Below are 17560 nucleotides of genomic sequence, written 5' to 3' on the forward strand. Positions count from 1 at the left end.
GCCCAGGCCCCTGTGTACCGCGCTTCGAAGATCTTCAAATTCAAATAACCTGACAATCGATTCTTATAGCAGAGGCCCCTTGGCCTTTAGTTTGATACAAGTTCCGCGCGAGCAGGACTGTTCGCAGTAGCAAACTAAAGGCCAAGGGGCCCAGTCAACCTATCAGCAGCGATTACTCAGCAGCTAGTTGAATTTGAAGATCTTTGAGGCAAGACGGTATAGGCCGAGTGTGGTTTTGTCACCGGCACGACCGCGCAGATTGGTGAAGAACCCGACCACGCCGTAGCGGGCACGACGATACATGCGCTCGTCATAGGCCTTCAAATCATTCCACAGCGTCTTTAGGCGCTCGTCGGCGCAATCTTCCTCGGAAAGCTTGGTAAGCACCGAGCAGATCGCCATCATCATGGTGAAGTAGCCCATCATGTACGAACGCAGGCGCGACGACCCAACATCGCTGTACAAGTGGTACGACTCCATCATGATACGCGTAACACGGAACTGCTGGTCCAGACGCTTGACCATCGTTGCCTCGTTGACGCTCTGGCCCTCGCGACCGATAAAGTAGCGGTAGAGGTCGATGTCGGCGTAGTACATGGTCTTGCAACGCGGCAGCGGCACGTAGGCGTAGATGTTGTCCACATAGAACGTGTGCGGCGGCATGGGAAGGTTGGACTCGCGCAGCACATCCGTGCGATAGCACAGGCTGTGCATGAGAAGGTTCTGGTCCAGGCGGAAATGACCGAGCTGATCCCAGGAAAAGATCTTTTTGCGCGGCAGGGCAAATTTGTAGCCAATAGCGGTATGCGTGCCCTCGTAAACCTTCTCGTACACGTAGTTCGAGATAAACAGGTCAACGCGCTGGTCGCGCTCCTCAAAGCCACGCAGAATCGACAGCATGGTCGAAAGGGCAGCGCCGTCAAGCCAGTCGTCCGAGTCGACAACCTTGTAGTAGGTGCCCTGCGCCTCGCGCAGACCCGAAAGGACGGCAATACCGTGACCGCCATTCTCCTGGTGCACCGCGCGGATGATTCCAGGATAACGTGCCTCCCACTCATCGGCCTTATCGGCCGTCTCGTCCTTGGAGCCGTCGTCCACCACGATAATCTCGATATCGGTAGCGTAATTGCTCCCCTCCAAGATGGAGGTGATGCAATGGTCCATGTCCTTGGCGGCGTTATACGAGGGAATACCGAATGTTATGACTTTATGCATGGCAGGCGATAATCTCATCCGAAAGATCGAGGGCAGAATTGGTCACGGCGTCCATATCGTAGTAACGATACTCGGCCAGACGACCCACCGGGTGGAAGTTCGTCAGGTTCTGGACGCGCTCAAGATAGCGCTCATAGAGCTCACGGTTCTCGGGCTCAAGAATGGCGTAGTACGGCGTCTCGCCCGAGCCGGGCGTATAGGCCTTGGAGTACTCCTTCATGATGGTGGTCTTGCCGGGCAGGACCTGACCGGTCATGTTCTTGAACTCGGTGATGCGCGTGTAGTCCTCGCTCGTGGTGTAGTTGACGGTGCCCACGGGCTGGAACTGGTCCATATCGAGCGTCTCGAACTTCATATCGAGCGTGCGGTACGGCAACGCACCCAAGTCGAGGTTGAACAGCTCGTCGAGTGGACCGGTATAGACAATCTCGCCACCATAGACCTTGCCGTCGATCTTGACGGTGGTCTCGTCGATCTCAAAGAGATCGCGGGCGTCCACGTCGCAGAACACGTCGATCAGGTCGTGGTCGAGCATGTGCTCAAAGAGCGCCGTGTAGCCCTCCTGCGGCATGCCCTGGAAGGGGGCTTGCGGGAAGTAGCGGTCATCATCGCCCACAAAGACGGGAACGCGGCCGGTGATCGAGGGATCGATCTGATCGGGCGTCTGGCCCCACTGCTTCATGGTGTAATGCAAAAAGACGTTCTCGTAGACGTAATCGGCGACCTCGGCCAAGTCGGGGTCGTTCTTCTTACGCAGCTCCATAATGGGCACCTTGACATCCTTGCCAAAGGTCTCCACGAGCTTCTGATACAGCTCCTCGCCGCGCTCGTCACCAAAGGCGAGCTTGAGACTCGCATGGTTGAAGGGCACGGGCATAAGGGTACCGTTGATGTTGGCGAGCACCTTGTGCTGATAATCCGTCCACTTGGTAAAGCGCGACAGGAAATTGTGCACGCGCTCGTTAAAGGTGTGATAGATATGCGGACCGTACTCGTGAATCAGGATTCCGGCCTCATCAGTGCAGTCATAGGCATTGCCCGCAATGTGGCTACGGCGCTCCAAAACGGCAACACGATAGCCGATGGTCTCGGCAAGACGGCGGGCGCAAACGGCACCGGCATATCCAGCACCGACGACAATCATGTCGTACGCGCCGGCGTTAAAGCCTTCAGGCAGGCCTGAGGTAATCTGCATCGATACTCCTTGTCAAAAGCCACGGGCTCGTTAGCTGGGCTTTTCTCGAACATTCTTCGAGACATATTTATCAGAGCGATTATAGCGCTAATGCGTCCTATAATGAGCTTGCCACACAAGGAAAGCTCAAGCACCGCGGCGAACATAATTGAAAGGTAAACCCGCTAGCAGCGGGTTTATTCGTGAACAGCCGGGCGCCTGGAGCTTAGCGAAACGCTTGTAAGGAGTAACATGAGCGATTTCCTAAACCGTATGAAGTCTGCCGCCAAGGCCGACCTTAAGACGATCGTCCTGCCCGAGGGCGAGGATCCGCGCACCATCGTCGCGGCCACCAAGATCATCGAGGAGGGCCTGGCAAAGATCGTCATCCTGGGCAACCCCGACGAGATCGACGTTCCCGGCGCTACCGTCATCGACCCGCGCAATGCCGAGAAGCACGAGGAGTACGCGCAGAAGTTTGCCGAGCTCCGCGCCAAGAAGGGCGTTACCATCGAGCAGGCTCGCGCCCAGGTGATGGACGCCACCTACTTTGGCACCATGATGGTCAAGATGGGCGATGCCGACGGCCTGGTCTCCGGCGCCTGCCACTCCACCGCCGACACCCTGCGCCCCGCGCTTCAGATCCTCAAGACCGCCCCGGGCACCAAGCTGGTCTCGGCCTTCTTCGTGATGTGCACCGACACCCCGCAGTTCGGCACCGACGGCACGCTGATCTTCGCCGACTGCGGCCTCAACATCAACCCGTCCTCCGACGAGCTCTCCGAGATCGCCATCGCCTCCGCTCACTCCTGGTCCACCTTCATGGGCAACGTTGAGCCGCACGTGGCCATGCTCTCCTACTCCACCATGGGCTCCGCCGGCGGCGAGGTCGCCAAGAAGGTCCAGGAGGCCGTGAAGTTCTGCAAGGAGAAAGCTCCCGAGCTCGCCATCGACGGCGATCTGCAGCTCGACGCCGCCATCGTCCCCACCGTCGCCCAGCTCAAGGCTCCCGGCTCCTCCGTTGCCGGCAAGGCCAACGTGCTCGTGTTCCCCGACCTCGAGGCCGGCAACATCGGCTACAAGCTGGTCCAGCGCTTCGCCGGCGCCGACGCCTACGGCCCCATCCTGCAGGGCATCGCCAAGCCGGTCAACGATCTGTCGCGCGGCTGCTCTGCCGACGACATCGTGGGTGTCGTGGCCATCACCGCCGTCCAGGCTCAGATGGCTGAGTAGCGCACGCACTCGCTCGAAGGCCGTACGGGCTAACCCCTGAAAACGTCCTCGACCAATGAAACGCCCCCGTTCTGCTCCTTCGGAGCTACGAACGGGGGCGTTTCTGGTCTGCGGATTGTTTTCAGGGGTTAGCCCGTACGGCCTTCTACCGCTACGTAGCAATCAGGGTATCTGGGGTGGACGGCGGCTTGGCTACGAGCTAGGGCTGAAAATCTGAATGAATGGGTGCCGTTGCTGGAGGGTCAAACGATGCAGATATGGTCACTTTGGGACCGAAATGTTGGCTGCGGTCTGATGTCTGGCCCGCCGGAAAGTGTGTCCCGGTTTGAAGGCGGATTGTGGGATGTGGCTTCCGCTTGGGGCCTGTTTGGGAAACTTTGGGACGGAATTTTGCTTTATTGTGGGTCGCACTTTCCGCAACATGCCTCAACCGGAAAGCGTGTCCCAGAATTTGTGCTCGAAATGGGACAAAGTTTCCGCCGCCCGCCTGCTAGCAAAAAGGCCTCCGGAGCTGTTGCTCTGGAGGCCTTTCGTTTACTTGCAAATGCGCGCGTTAGTTGTTCTTGGTCAGACGCTCGACGTCGTGGGCGATCATGTATTCCTCGTCGGTGGGGATGACCATGACCGTGACGGCGGAACCGGCGGCACTGATGACCTGCGGGCCGTTGCCCACGGCCTCGCGGTTCTTGTTGTTGTCGATGCGCACGCCCAGCCACTCAAAGCAGTCGCAGAAAGCCTTGCGAATCGACCAGTCGTTCTCGCCGATGCCGGCGGTAAAGGTGATGGTGTCCACGCCCGCCATGGAAGCGATCATGGAACCGGCCTGCTGCATGGCCTTGTAGGCGAACATATCGAAGGCGAGCAGGCAGCGCTCGTCGCCCTCGGAGGCGCGTGTACGGATGTCTCGGGCATCGTTGGAGATGCCCGAGATGGCAAGCAGGCCGGACTGCTTGTTCATCATGTCGTCGACTTCCTGGTAACTGTAGCCGCCCTCGCGCTGAAGATAGCACACGGTGGCCGGGTCGATGGAACCGCAACGGGTACCCATCATCAGGCCGTCGAGCGGCGTGAGGCCCATCGTGGTATCGCGGCACACGCCGTCCTCGATGGCGGCGAGCGAAGCGCCGTTGCCCAGATGGCACGAAAGCAGACGGTGGCAGCGCGAGCCCAGGATCTCCTTGGCCATCATCCACTCATAGCGATGGCTCGTGCCGTGGGCACCGTACTTGCGCACGTGATACTTATCGCACACGTCCTTGGGCAGCGCATAGGTGTAGGCAACCTCGGGCATGGTCATGTGGAACGAGGTATCGAAGACGGCGACGTTGGGCAGCTCCGGATACTTCTCGCGGCAATACTCGATTGCTGCGGCCTCGCCGTAATTGTGCAGCGGGGCGAGCGGGGCCACCTCGAGAATCTTAGCCATGACCTCGTCGTCGACGACCGCGGAATCATCGAAGTGCCAGCCACCCTGAACGATACGGTGGCCGATGCCATCGATCGTAAAGTCGGTCTTCTCGAGCTCCTCGAGCACACGCGCGATAGCCGAACGATGATCCGGGAAGGGGACCTCCTCGGTCTGCTTGGCGCCACCGTTCTCGGAGTGGCCAAAGATGCCCATGTCCGATCCGATACGCTCGCAGTTGCCCTTGGCGAAAACCTTGCGGGTATCGGTATCCAAAAGCTGATATTTAAGGCTTGAGCTGCCGGCGTTGACAACAAGTACGTTCATGAGACTCCTTCGCAGTGCAATACGGTCGACGCAGGCCCCTTAAGGCGGCCGCATGTTAATAAGAAGTTATCATATCTTGATAAATAGATATCAGCATATCGCCCAACGAGCGCAAAAGAGGGGCCGAACGGCGCTCGGTCGTCCAGCCCCTCCCCTCTTGCAATTACTTGCCGTTGACGATGCGCTCGACGTCGGAAGCGATCATGAACTCCTCGTCCGTAGGGATGACGAAAATCTTGACCTTGGAATCCTTGGCGGACAGGCACCAAGCGCCGTCGCCACGCAGGGCATTACGGGCGTGATCCATCTTGACGCCCATAAAGGCCAGACGATCGGCCACGCCAGCGCGAACGGCCGGAGCGTGCTCGCCGATGCCGGCGGTAAAGACCAGGGTGTCCATGCCGCACATGGAGGTGGCCATCTCGGCGGCCTTAGCGGCAATCTTGTAGACGAACATATCGAAGGCGAGCTGAGCCTCGGGGTCACCAGCAGCGGCGAGCTCCTCAACGTTGCGGCAGTCGTTGGTCTTGCCACCGGTCACAGCCAAAAGGCCAGACTTCTTGTTCATCATCTCGTCGACCTCGTCGAAGGTGTAGCCACCCTCGCGCTGCAGGTAGCACACGGTAGCCGGGTCGATGGAGCCGCAGCGGGTGCCCATCATGACGCCGTCGAGCGGCGTCAAGCCCATGGTGGTGTCCATGCACTTGCCGTCCTCGATGGCGCACAGGGAAGCGCCGGAGCCGATATGGCACACGACGACCTTGCGGGCCTCGCCGTTGGTCATCTCGGCGACCTTCTTGGAGATGTAGCGATAGCTGGTGCCGTGGGCGCCGTACTTACGGATGTGCAGCTTGTCGCAGACGTCCTTGGGAAGGGCGTAGGTCTTGGCGACCTCGGGCATGTTGAAGTGGAAAGCGGTGTCGTAGACCGTGACGTTGGGCAGATCGGGATACTGCTCCAGGCAGTACTCGATAACGTTGGCCTCGGGGTTGTTGTGCAGCGGCGCCAGCGGGGCGACCTCGCGAATCTTGGCGAGGACGTCCTCGTCGACGAGGGAGGAATCACCAAAGTACCAACCGCCCTGAACGATACGGTGGCCGATGCCCTCGATCTTGACGCCGTTGGCCTCAAGGTCCTTCAGGACGACCTCGATGGCGACCTTGTGGTCGGGGAACTCGATGTTCTCGGTCACCTTCTTGGAGCCATTGGCAGCATGGGTGAAGGTACCACCGGTAAAGCAGACGCGCTCGCAGGAGCCCTTTGCGGACACCTTATGGGACTTGGTGTCGATGACCTGATACTTAAGGGTCGAAGATCCCGCGTTGACGACCAGAACGTTCATGTGTCTCCCTACTAACAGGCGGTGTGGCGCCGCCAGGTTACATACGCTTCAATAATAAACCCAAACGCCCTCGCGCTCGGGTTTATTGCGTTGATATATAAGTTATCGGTGCCTAAATACTCATGGCCTTTGACTTGTAAGACGAAATAGCGCGGGGATGTACACCAGGGAAGAAATCCCGAGCGCAACAAGCAATACGACTCGAATGCCCGCGATGCTGCTCAACGCAGCATTGAACAGATAGAAAAGGATGGCACCCACCGCCACCATCTGGCTTTGGACCGAAATCAGTGAACAGCGCATCGAAGAATCGACAGCATTTTGAAAAATTGAGTATTTAATTGGAGCAAATAACGAGTACGCGACCGTCTGCAGTACATAGAACACGGGCAGCAAATAGACCGGAGTAAAGGGAATCAAAAACAGAGCAGCCAGGGAAAGGCGCACGATGCCGCAAATACGCGCAAAACGGCCCTTGTCGACATGAGCAATCACACTGGGCACAATAAGCCCCATGGAGGCCGAGGCAAGAAGCTGGACCGCAATGATCACACCCGAAGCGACGGCATTCATTCCGCGACCCGCAAGCAACAGTGAGAAAAAGTCTTCCAGGGCGACAAAAGCAAATGCCTGAGAGCAGTCCATGATGAACGCTGAACGAAGAATGCCGTTACGCGCAATAGCGGCACCGATCATCTTCGGGCTAATTCCACGCTTAGGTGTCGCTGTAGTGTCCCCTCTTCGCATCTCAGGAATGCAGACAACGACAACCAACGTCAACACCATTGCGATGATATCTGCCAAAAGACCAATGAGATACGCGCCAGCGGACGAAATGAAACCGCCCACACAAGCGGAGAGGGCATAAGAGGCATAGAAAACAAATCGCTCAACGACATTAAGCCTTACGAGCTGGTCCAGAGAGACGCTGTCAATGTAAATCGCTTCCATGGACCCGCTCATACATGCAGCGGCAAAACCTTTGAGAGCAAACGCGCCGATTAAAAGCAGAGGAGAACGGACGAGAAGCAGGGCGGCGTAGTATCCAAGCATCCCCACGACGCCAACGAAACCACTTGTCTTTCGTCCAAACCTATCGGCAATATAGCCAGTGGGAACTTCAAGGATGAACTTGCTCACTTGATATGCAATCATCATGCTAGAAATCGCCACCATCGAGAATCCGACGAATTCAAGGTAAACCGTCAGAAAATACAAAATGGTGCTGAAGTTCGACAGAAAAACAAACGTCATATAAAGCAAAACCGTACGGTTTTTCATGCTCCGCCCTCCAAGAGTCAACAATCTAAATCGGAATCTTGGAAAAGCATGAGGGCAAAGCCGTCAGTCATGTGTTACAAGGCGTCAACATTCACTTGACGACACGAGGCCAAATGGCCTCACGAAGCAAGATGACGCAATAGGTGAAGAAATACCGTCTGGTGTCGATCGGTCCAGGCATTTTGTCGATAGCAAAAGTAGATGGGCAAGGCTACGTCATGCGAACCTTCAATAGAGTACTCGCTCACTTCCGACCCATCTGATGCGAGAGAAGAGCCAGAAAAACTCAATATCAATCCCCCGGCCTGAAGAAACTCAGCCTGTGCCCTGTTTCCGTATTCGACATCGCGAAAGCGGAAATTAACCAGCTGAGCTTCGAGGCATTGATTGATTGCATTGAGACAGGGCGACAAATTAATGGGGACAGCTAACCTGCCGCCCAGTAACTCACGAACGGTCATAGCGCCCACAGATTGATGACCCGCTGGGCAAGAAAGAACCTTGAGCTCCTTTTCACCCAAGTATTTCGAAGAAAGGACACTGTCCCTTGGCTCCTCAAATGAGATGGCTGCATCCGAAATGCCAAGCACAAGTGATTCAAAGCATGTAGCCGTTGGCTGATGCCACACATCAAGGTGAATCTGAGGGTGCGAGCTTTCAAACGAGTCGTACCAGTTTTCGGAAAAAAGACGCCCCCGCCCGTGAGGACAGGGGACGTAAAGACGAAAGTGGCCGTCGGGCGAAACGCCACCGTTCCCCGATTGGGTGTACTTTTTGAGATCGTCGACTTGTGCCAGGATCACGCGTGCACGACGCGCAAATTCTCTGCCCGCCGGAGACAAAACAGCCTCCCCCGCCGATCGATTGAGCAAAACGATCTGATACTCAGACTCCAGTTTCTTAATTGCCGACGAGACAGCCTGTGGGCTCACGTGAACGGCGCGAGCCGCTTTGCGCACGCCGCCGTAGTTCGCTACCGCTTGAAGGTATTCGAGTTGAGAAAGCTGCATAGATTACTCCAAAGGCAGCCAAGTCGACGGCCTACGCGCCCTCAGATGAGGTTCTCACCCAAGTTCTTGCCGCCGAGGACGTGCATATGGAAATGCATGACGGTCTGACCGGCGTTGGCGCCCTTGTTGGAGATGACGCGGAAACCGTCCTCCAGGCCCTTGGCCTTAGCGACCTCCTGGATGGCGTGAGCCATGGCGCCCATGGTCTCGGCCGGCACGTTATCGGCGATATCGCTGTAGTGCTTCTTGGGGATCACGAGCGTGTGGACCGGCGCCTGGGGGTTGAGGTCGTCGAAGGCGATGACCTGGTCGTCCTCATAGACAACGGTCGAGGGGATCTCGTGGTTGGCAATTTTGCAGAAGATGCAATCGCACATGGTTGGTTCCTTTCTCACAGACCAAGGTAATTATATTTGGTCGGGATGGTTAGAACGAGAGGTTGTCGTCCGTGTTGGCGGCTTCGCCGTCGGCAAGCACGTCGTTGCCGTCGACGTCCTTAAGAAGCACCGAGACCTTCTGCTCGGCATCGGCCAGGCGCGTGCGCAGGCTCTTGAGAAGCTCGACGCCGCGGGTATAGCTCTCGAGCGACTCCTCGAGCTCCATATCGCCCGACTCCAAGCTGCGAATGATGAGCTCCAGCTCCTGCGAGGCCTGCTTGTACGTAAGCTGCTCGACCGGGGTCTTCTCTGCCATATCTGTTTCCTTTCCTAAAGGTTTATCGCTGTGAAACGCGGCCTACTCGACCGTATTGACCGTTGCCGCCACGTTGCCGTCTGCCATGCGTACACGAATGGCGTCGCCGGGCTTAAAGGTCTTGGCGCTCGTGGCCACGCCATCATCGCTGTACGCGATGGAATAGCCGCGGGCAAGCACTTTGAGCGGCGACAGAGCATCGAGCGAGGCTGCCGCACGGCCCAGGTCGGACGCGGGCTTGTTGAGCATCGTGCGCCCCTGATGCTCCAGACGGGAGCTTGCAAGCGTGAGCGCATGGCGCTTGCCATCGAGCCCCGAGGTGCTTGCAACCAGACGCTCGGGCAGACGTTCAAAGTTGGAGCGGAATGTCCCGACCGAGCGCGCTATGGCACCCGAAAGGCGATCGGCGGTCAGCGCAAGCTCCGATTCGCGACGCTCGACCATAAATGTGGGGTCATTGAGGCACGGGCGGCATGCGGCGGCATCGAGCGCATCGCCCAAGCGAGCCGTATAGGTATCCCAAGCGCGGCGACCACGCTGATCGAGTATCTCAAAATCAACCTGATTCGACCCAATCATCGATGCCATCGCTGCACCCAGACGCTGATGACGTGCCTCAAGCACATCGGCCAACTCCGTCATAGCCGGCGCCACCGATTCGGCCGCTGCCGTGGGCGTGGAGGCGCGGCGGTCGCTCACCATGTCGCAAATCGAGGTATCGGGCTCATGGCCAATGCCGGTCACCACGGGCACAGGACAAGCCGCCACCGCGCGGGCAAGCTCCTCGTCATTAAAGGTCATAAGATCCTCAAAGGAGCCGCCGCCGCGCACCAACAAAATACAGTCGGGCGCCGGCGTAATGGAAGCGGCGCGGCGCAGGCCCTCAATGAGCTCTGTCGGCGCACCCTCGCCTTGTACCTTGGCACCCACGCAGACGAGCTCGACGAGCGGGTTGCGACGACGCAATGTGCGCTTGACGTCGTCGATTACGGCACCCGAAAGCGAGGTGACGACCGCCACGCGCGAGCAAAACACCGGGATGCGGCGCTTACGCGCCTCGTCCATCAGGCCCTCGCGGCGTAGCTTTTCGGCCAGTTGCGCCACTTGTTGACGCAGCAGGCCCTCCCCCGCCAACGAAAACGAGCGGGCAACAAAGCTCATGCGGCCCGTGGCCTTATAGAGATTGAAGCTGCCCTTAAAGCTCACCTGCATGCCGTCACGCAGATCGAAGGTACGCTTGAGATAGGCGCCCTTCCAGATGATGCAGTCGACGGCGGCCGAGTCATCTTTAATCTGGAAGTAGCAGTGGCCGCTTCGGGCGTTGGGACCACGGAAACCCGTGACCTCGCCCAGGACACTCAGCTGCGGAATGGCATCGAGCGCACTGGCAGCGATTTCTACCGCCTGGCTCACGCTGAGCTCCTTGCGCTCCTGCTCATCCGAACCGTCAAACTCGGCGGAAACGGCATTGCCGGTTAGATTCCAGCCTGCCACGCAGCCTCCTTTCGTCATCGTGCACAAGGGCTTCGGCCCTGCGCAAATTCAAGTCCAACACATAGTACAGCGCCGCGGGGACACGAATCCCCGCGGCGCCCAGCGACCAAATTTGTTATCGGTTGGAGTTTCTGTTGTAGCGAGCCATAAGATAGAGCAGCTGAATAATCGAGGTGAGCGCAGCGGCAACATAGGTAAGCGCGGCGGCCGTCAGCACCTTCTTGGCACCGTTGACCTGCTTGGAACTCATACCCGACTGCTCAATATATGCCACGGCGCGGCGGCTGGCATCAATCTCGACCGGCAGCGTAACCAACTGGAACAACACACTAAACGAGAAGAAAATCAACGCGAGGGTTGTGAGCCCGGCAATGTTCATAAAAAGGCCCAAGAGCAACACGATGGTCCAGGTGTTCTGGGTAAAGTTGACGACCGGCACGAGGGCGGTACGTACTTTCATCATGGCATAGCCGCTTTGACGCTGGGCGGCATGGCCCGCCTCGTGGCAGGCGACGGCAACGCTTGCGACCGAACCGCCCGAACGGTTGGCATCCGACAGATACAGGTTGTTGTCCTGCGGGTTGTAATGGTCGGTGAGCTCGCCAGCAACACCCTTGATACCCACGGCGTTGCAGCCGTTGGCATCGAGCATGCGGCGAGCGACCGTGGCACCCGTATCGCCGTCCGAGCGAACCTTGGACCAGGTTTTGTACGTCGAGTTGATATAGTTCTGTGCGGCAAGGCCAAGCACCGTGCAGACAAGAACAACCAGCAGGTACAGCGGGTCGATGCCAAAGCCGTATCCATAGTAATAAGGCATGCGAATTCCTCCGAATCGAGTTACACGTTGGAGGCATTCTACCCACTCAAGCGGCTAGGCTTCCTTACAGCAATTCGATTTTTCCGTCCTTCACCGTCAACCCCATATTGCCGGAAAGCAGATCGTCCAGGCGCGAGCCCACAAGCTCAAAGCGCCAGCCTTCGCGCAAGGGGCTCTGCTCGGGATGCTCAATATAGTCGGCCAGGTCATCGCGCGAGGCAATGACCGAAGTCGCCACGCCCGAGCGCTCGGCAACCAGGCGGATGAGCGCGTACATCAGGTCCGTCACGCTCTCCAACTCCGGCGAAATCTGACGGTGCCCGCGCACCATGAGCGGCAGGCGATCGTGCGGGCAGCTCGCGCCGCGCTTGATGGCCATGAGCGCACCGTCCACGTCGCGCTCCCCCAACTGATCGGTACCGCGGATGCTACGGAACTCCTCAACGCGCACGGGATTGCGCTTAACGAGCACAAGCAGCGTGTCGTCGGACATGACCCACTTGCGCGGGATGTTACGGCGCTCGGCGCGGTCCTCGCGCCAGGCGGCGAGCTCGCGCGCGATGCCCAACTGGTGACGGCTGCACGAATTGATGCGTTTGACCTTGCGGAACGCCTCGTGGCGATCGGCGCGATAGTGCGACTCGTCAGCCAGCGGGCGCAGCTCGTCGAGCACCCAGTCCACACGGCCCAGCTCGCGCAGGCGGCTCATCATCTCGGTATAGGCGACGATCAGGTACTTGACGTCATCGATCGCATACTCAATCTGCTTATCGGTCAGCGGGCGGCGCGACCAGTCGGTCAGCGACTCGGTCTTGGGCAGCGATACGCCGCAGAACGTCTGAACAAGCGCGCCATACGAAATCTGCTGGCGCTCGCCCAAAAAGGCGGCGGCGACCTGCGTATCGAAAATCGGTCGTGGCAGCACGCCCACGGTATGGAGCATGACCTCCATATCCTGCGAGCACGCGTGGAAGACCTTGGTCACGCTCTCGTCGGCCATAAGCTCGGCCAGCGGCGATAGGTCGTCGATTACCAGGGGATCGACCGCGACGCTCTCGGCAGGGGTGGCAATCTGAACCAAACACAGACGCGGGTGGAATGTGCGCTCGCGCAAAAACTCGGTATCGACGGCAATCGCGTCGAACTCACGGGCGCGCTGGCAAAAGGCGAGTAGAGCCTGATGTGTGGAAATGTACATATCAACCCATCGAATAAGGTTAGGCCCGAAAAACACGGGTAGGATATCGGCATTGCCTTACAACTATACTCGGTTAGTCACAGAACGGGAACGTAAGTATGCGCTGCCTTATCATCCACAACCCGGCATCGGGCCCCAGCTCAGATGAAATCTACGCATTCACGCACGCCCTCGCGCAGGGCGGCGACGAGGTCGTGATGCGTTTTATCGGCGATGGCATGGAGCCCGAGGATGCCGTGGCAGACGTGCGCGAGTTTGATCGCGTGGTCGTTTCGGGCGGCGACGGCACCGTCTCCAACGTGCTCGACCAGATGCGCGGGTGCGGTGTCCCCACGCTCGTCTTCCCCTCCGGCACAGCCTGTCTATTCTTTAACAACATCGGTAATGCCCCCGAGGCAGCGGCGCTCGCCAAGGCCTGCCGTGCCGGTCGCACGGTCAAAGTCGACATGGGTGAGCTCTTTTGGCTCGACGAGAACGGCAACGAGAAGCGCCACGGCTTTATCATCATCGCCGGCTCGGGCTTCGACGCCGAGATCATGATGAAGGCCGCCCCCACCAAAAACGACATCGGCGAGATCGCTTACTTCCTCTCCGCGCTCGCCACGCCCAATCCCACGGTGGCGCACTTTACGATTGAGCATGACGGCATTGTCGAGGAGCTCGACGGCATCTGCTGCATGGCCGGCAACACCTCGGTCATCCAAAACGACATCAACCTGTTCCCCGACTGCCGTATGAACGATGGCATGGTCGACATTGCGGTCATCGAACCCGTGCGCACTGTGCAGCTGCTGCCTACCGTGATCACCGCTGCGCTTGACCCCGCCGGCAAGGTACTCGGGCGCCCGCAGTTCAAGATCATCCAGACCAAGGAAGCCAAGATCACCTGCACCCCGTCGCTGGGCATGCAGTTCGATGGCGAAATTATCTCCAGCAATTCGGGCGTCTTTGGAGCCCGCGCGCTTCCACAATGCCTCGACCTCATCGTCGACGAATTCTCCCCGCTCGGAAAATAGGAGGACCCTATGAACGACAATCCCCTGCTCGGCTTTATCATCATCGTTTTGGCCATGCTCGTCGGCTATGCGATCAACGTGATCCACCGCCGGAAGAAGTAATTCCACATTGGTATGATATTCATCAAATTATCGTCTCCCCTGCTGTTTATGCATTTGCCAAACAGCGGGGGATTTTCATTTCGGGCATTCCCAGTTACTTTATTCGGCTACAGTAATTACAGGGCGTCTTTATTAAAGTAAAGCTACAAACTGAGTACAATTAACCGCTCATCGCATATTTCATCACGCTTATCGAGTAAGTTTTTTTCATAGATGAATATTGTTTCCAGTTCGTTACGCTAATGAGGTGTCTTTATTGGCTGAAGCCCTCTGGCAACGGAGGGCTTTCGCACGCTGGGAGGGAAAATGAGGAAAACTCACCCCGTCAACGCGCTCAAGAAGCTAGGCATAGGCCTCGCCTTTGGAGCTGCAACCATCATGTCCATGCCGACATCTGCGCTCGCCTGCACGCAGATATACATGGGCAACAAGCTGACGGCCGACGGTAATACGTACTACGGCCGTGCTGAGGACTACCGCAAGCGTTACCTCAAGCACTTTGGCATCGAGCCTTCGTTTGGCCCTGGTCACACCTACAGCTCGGATGAGTCTGCATTCGTGTATACCTCGACCAAGACCTCGTATCGCTACACCTATGTGCGTGACCACCCCAGTCAGTGGGACGAGCGCTGGGATGCCTACTCCGAGGCTGGCATCAACGAGAAGGGTGTCTCCTGCTCCGCCACGCTGACCACCTACATGAATGCAGCTGCCAAGGCTGCGGACCCCCTGACCGATACTGGCATTGGCGAATATAGCTACGGCAGCGTAATCTTGGGCGAAAGCGCCACGGCACGTGAGGGTGTCGAACTCCTCGGCAAGATCATCGACGACCAGGGCGCCTGCGGCAACGACCAGATTATCATCTCCGACAACAATGAGACCTGGCTGTTCGCCGCACTTTCCGGCCATCAGTGGATCGCCATGAAGCTCACCGATGACATCGCCTCGCTTAACCCCAACATCGGCAACCTCAACTACAAGGTTGACCTCAACGACACCGAGAACTGCCTCCACTCCGAGGGCATCGAATCTATGCCCAAGGAGAAGGGCTTCGCCAAGTACTTCGATGATGGCCAGTTCGACGTTGCCCAGACCTACGGCGAGGAAATTAGCGAAAATGCCATGCACTCTTGGGCACGTTATGTCCAGGGTCGCGCTTACTTCGATGCGCCGCTCACCGAGGGCACCGACTATAAGATTGTAAAGGACACGCGCGAAAACGCCCGCGCCACGACCGGCGCTCTGCCCTTCGAGGCACAGCCCCTGTTCTTCCAGCCTGGCAAATCCAACTGGAACACCTTTGAGATGATCCGCGCGTTTGGCAACCGCGGCGAGAAGGCCCCGGGCCTCAACGCCAACACCGACGGCGCCTACGCCATCGGTACCGAAAGCAACAGCGAGATCAACCTCTTCCAGATTCGCGATGGCCTCGATCCCGAGATCGCAACCATCCAATGGGAAATGCTCTCCCGCGCCGCGTACTCCGTCGCCATCCCCTTCTACTCCGCACTGCTCACCGAGGTTAGCCCGTATTTCAGCGACCAGACCGTCTCCTACGATCACTGCAAAGAGACGGACATCGTAAACAACGAAGAACCCGAGAACTCCATCAATTACGTCCTCATGGACATCAGCTCCCTCTGCTTCGAGCATCCCGAGCTGCTCGGCGCCAACGTCCGCACCTACCTCGACGCCCTCCAGAACGAGCTCGTCGAGCAGAACTTGGAAGTCGACGAGGTCATGCAGGCCACCGAGGGCACCGAGGCCCGTACCGCCCTGGCAAACAAGGCCGGCAATGCTGCCACCGAGAACACCTACGTCAAGTGCAAGGCCTTGCTCCAGGAGATGCGCGCCTATCTGAAGGCTGAGAACTTCGACCAGCCCTTCACCCCGAGCGACCTGAACACCGAGACCAACGGCCTCAAGGTGTCCATCACCTACGCCAAGGACGCTCTTGCCACCGACCCGGTAACCCCAGATCAGCCTGGCACTCCCGAGCAGCCTGGTACTCCTGAGCAGCCCGGTACCCCCGAGCAGCCCGCTAAGCCCGAGCAGCCCACCACCAAGCCCGAGAAGCCTGGCAAGTCGGACACCACGACCACGGTAACCACCAACAAGACGAACACCAAGGGCGGCCTGCCCACCACCGGTGATCGTTTTGATGGCCGCGTGGTGGCTGCATTCGCCATCGCTGGCGTTGCCGTCATCTCCGCAGGCGGTTACTTCCTCTACCGTCGCAATAAGGAGTAACGTCTTAGCTGAGCGGGCAAGGCAGCAATGGCAGCCTCGCCCGCTCAGCCCGCTCTTTTGACCGACGGGAAACCCGCCTGAAATCTTTTCAAAAAAGATTTCCCCGCACACACTTCGCTGTGCTATAGTGCAGCGCAACAGCAACTAGGTGCGACCGCGCCACGGCATCACGAAAGGAGCCACCAACATGAAGAACACGATGAAGTCTCTCAACAACTGGTGGTGGCGTGATGCGAATACGATCGGTCGACAGTGAGTCCCTCACGCCTGTTTTTGCGCTCTAGGTGATTGGAAGGCCTCCGGTTTCGACCGGGGGCCTTTTTCTATCTCGCGCCCGATCGCATTCGCATCACGCGCCTCCGCTTTTCTCTTGCACTCCCATTCCGAAAGGATTTTCACCATGTCTCAGAACACCACCGCCGCCCAGCCCCGCACCGTCCAGACCGCCGACCGCGGCAAACTCGATGTCCGCGTCCTCGTCCTGCTCGCCATCCTGCTCGCCGCCGGCTTCATCCTCAACTTCACCGTCGGCAAGGCCATCTCGGGCATCTCGGGCGGCATGATCAGCCCCGAGTTCATCATCTCGGCCTTCTGCCTCACCATCCTGGTCGTTCGTCCCAACATCGGCCAGGCGCTCGTCATTGGCCTCATCTCGGCTGCCGTGATCCAGATCACCACCACTTCGCCGTTCGTCGATTTTGCCGCCGAGGGCATCGCCGCCATGCTCATGGCCGGCATCGTCAACGCCGCCGGCAAGAACGGTCAGGTCAAGCCCGCCATCGCTATTGTCGCAACCTTCCTGACCACCTTTGTCTCCGGCGTCATCTTCATGGTCATCAAGATGGCCATGCTCGGCGTGGTAGGCGAGCTCGCCGCCGCCATGCTGCCCGTCGTCGCCATGACCGCCGTCTTTAACGCCATTCTGGTCGGCGCCCTCTACTTGCCCATCCAGAAGGCCCTGAAGCTCAACTAACCCGTTCGACTTTACGAGCCACCC

The 17560-nt window shown here is 58.4% G+C and carries 15 protein-coding genes; 4 read left to right on the top strand and 11 right to left on the bottom strand.

Translation table 11 applies throughout. The features are described 5' to 3' along the window. Positions 1-183: 183 nt before the first annotated feature. Entirely contained in the window at positions 184-1215 is a 1032-nt protein-coding gene (locus tag AAAX75_RS00720; protein ID WP_349090792.1) for a glycosyltransferase family 2 protein, read from the bottom strand. Next, complete coding sequence (gene glf, locus AAAX75_RS00725) at positions 1208-2410, bottom strand: UDP-galactopyranose mutase (protein ID WP_195361192.1); 1203 nt, start codon at positions 2408-2410, stop codon at positions 1208-1210. Before glf ends, AAAX75_RS00720 begins: the two co-directional genes overlap by 8 nt. Positions 2411-2641: 231 nt before the next feature. Here glf and pta point away from each other — a divergent pair, with 231 nt between their 5' ends. Next, the gene (gene pta / locus AAAX75_RS00730) at positions 2642-3622 is read left to right on the top strand and encodes a phosphate acetyltransferase (RefSeq protein WP_055309798.1); all 981 of its coding nucleotides are present in this window, start codon (positions 2642-2644) and stop codon (positions 3620-3622) included. Between the two features lie 553 nt (positions 3623-4175). Here pta and AAAX75_RS00735 read toward each other — a convergent pair. The 9 genes from AAAX75_RS00735 to rnd all read right to left on the bottom strand — a co-directional run bounded on the left by AAAX75_RS00735 (position 4176) and on the right by rnd (position 13192). Further along, positions 4176-5354, bottom strand: a complete 1179-nt coding sequence (locus AAAX75_RS00735) for an acetate kinase (RefSeq protein WP_195361193.1) — start codon at positions 5352-5354, stop codon at positions 4176-4178. Between the two features lie 163 nt (positions 5355-5517). Further along, positions 5518-6696: an acetate kinase gene (locus tag AAAX75_RS00740; protein ID WP_006234305.1), complete on the bottom strand. Its 1179-nt coding sequence runs from the start codon at positions 6694-6696 to the stop codon at positions 5518-5520. A gap of 120 nt (positions 6697-6816) precedes the next feature. After that, positions 6817-7977 (bottom strand): MFS transporter, encoded by a 1161-nt coding sequence (locus AAAX75_RS00745; RefSeq protein WP_349090793.1) that lies wholly within the window; start codon positions 7975-7977, stop codon positions 6817-6819. Positions 7978-8096: 119 nt separating this feature from the next. After that, entirely contained in the window at positions 8097-8987 is an 891-nt protein-coding gene (locus AAAX75_RS00750; RefSeq protein ID WP_349090794.1) for a LysR family transcriptional regulator, read from the bottom strand. A 41-nt stretch (positions 8988-9028) separates the two neighbouring features. Continuing rightward, entirely contained in the window at positions 9029-9364 is a 336-nt protein-coding gene (locus tag AAAX75_RS00755) for a histidine triad nucleotide-binding protein (RefSeq protein WP_099431508.1), read from the bottom strand. Between the two features lie 49 nt (positions 9365-9413). Further along, positions 9414-9680, bottom strand: coding sequence for an exodeoxyribonuclease VII small subunit (gene xseB, locus AAAX75_RS00760; RefSeq protein ID WP_161144749.1), 267 nt, complete (start codon positions 9678-9680; stop codon positions 9414-9416). Positions 9681-9722: 42 nt separating this feature from the next. Beyond that, entirely contained in the window at positions 9723-11093 is a 1371-nt protein-coding gene (xseA, locus tag AAAX75_RS00765) for an exodeoxyribonuclease VII large subunit (protein ID WP_349090851.1), read from the bottom strand. Between the two features lie 196 nt (positions 11094-11289). Next, positions 11290-11994 (bottom strand): zinc metallopeptidase, encoded by a 705-nt coding sequence (locus AAAX75_RS00770; protein ID WP_117635400.1) that lies wholly within the window; start codon positions 11992-11994, stop codon positions 11290-11292. A 64-nt stretch (positions 11995-12058) separates the two neighbouring features. Further along, a complete protein-coding gene (gene rnd / locus AAAX75_RS00775; protein ID WP_349090795.1) occupies positions 12059-13192 on the bottom strand; it encodes a ribonuclease D in 1134 nt (377 codons plus the stop codon). Between the two features lie 98 nt (positions 13193-13290). Here rnd and AAAX75_RS00780 point away from each other — a divergent pair, with 98 nt between their 5' ends. The 3 genes from AAAX75_RS00780 (at position 13291) to AAAX75_RS00790 (ending at position 17536) form a co-directional block, all read left to right on the top strand. Then, positions 13291-14208, top strand: a complete 918-nt coding sequence (locus tag AAAX75_RS00780) for a diacylglycerol kinase family protein (RefSeq protein WP_055309791.1) — start codon at positions 13291-13293, stop codon at positions 14206-14208. Positions 14209-14616: 408 nt separating this feature from the next. Beyond that, positions 14617-16563, top strand: coding sequence for a C69 family dipeptidase (locus AAAX75_RS00785; protein ID WP_349090796.1), 1947 nt, complete (start codon positions 14617-14619; stop codon positions 16561-16563). Between the two features lie 400 nt (positions 16564-16963). After that, positions 16964-17536 carry a hypothetical protein gene (locus AAAX75_RS00790; protein WP_349090797.1) on the top strand — a complete coding sequence of 191 codons (573 nt, stop codon included), beginning with the start codon at positions 16964-16966 and terminating at the stop codon, positions 17534-17536. Positions 17537-17560: the final 24 nt, after the last annotated feature.

Origin of the sequence: Collinsella sp. CLA-ER-H7, assembly GCF_040092345.1 — a bacterium.
Classification (GTDB): domain Bacteria; phylum Actinomycetota; class Coriobacteriia; order Coriobacteriales; family Coriobacteriaceae; genus Collinsella.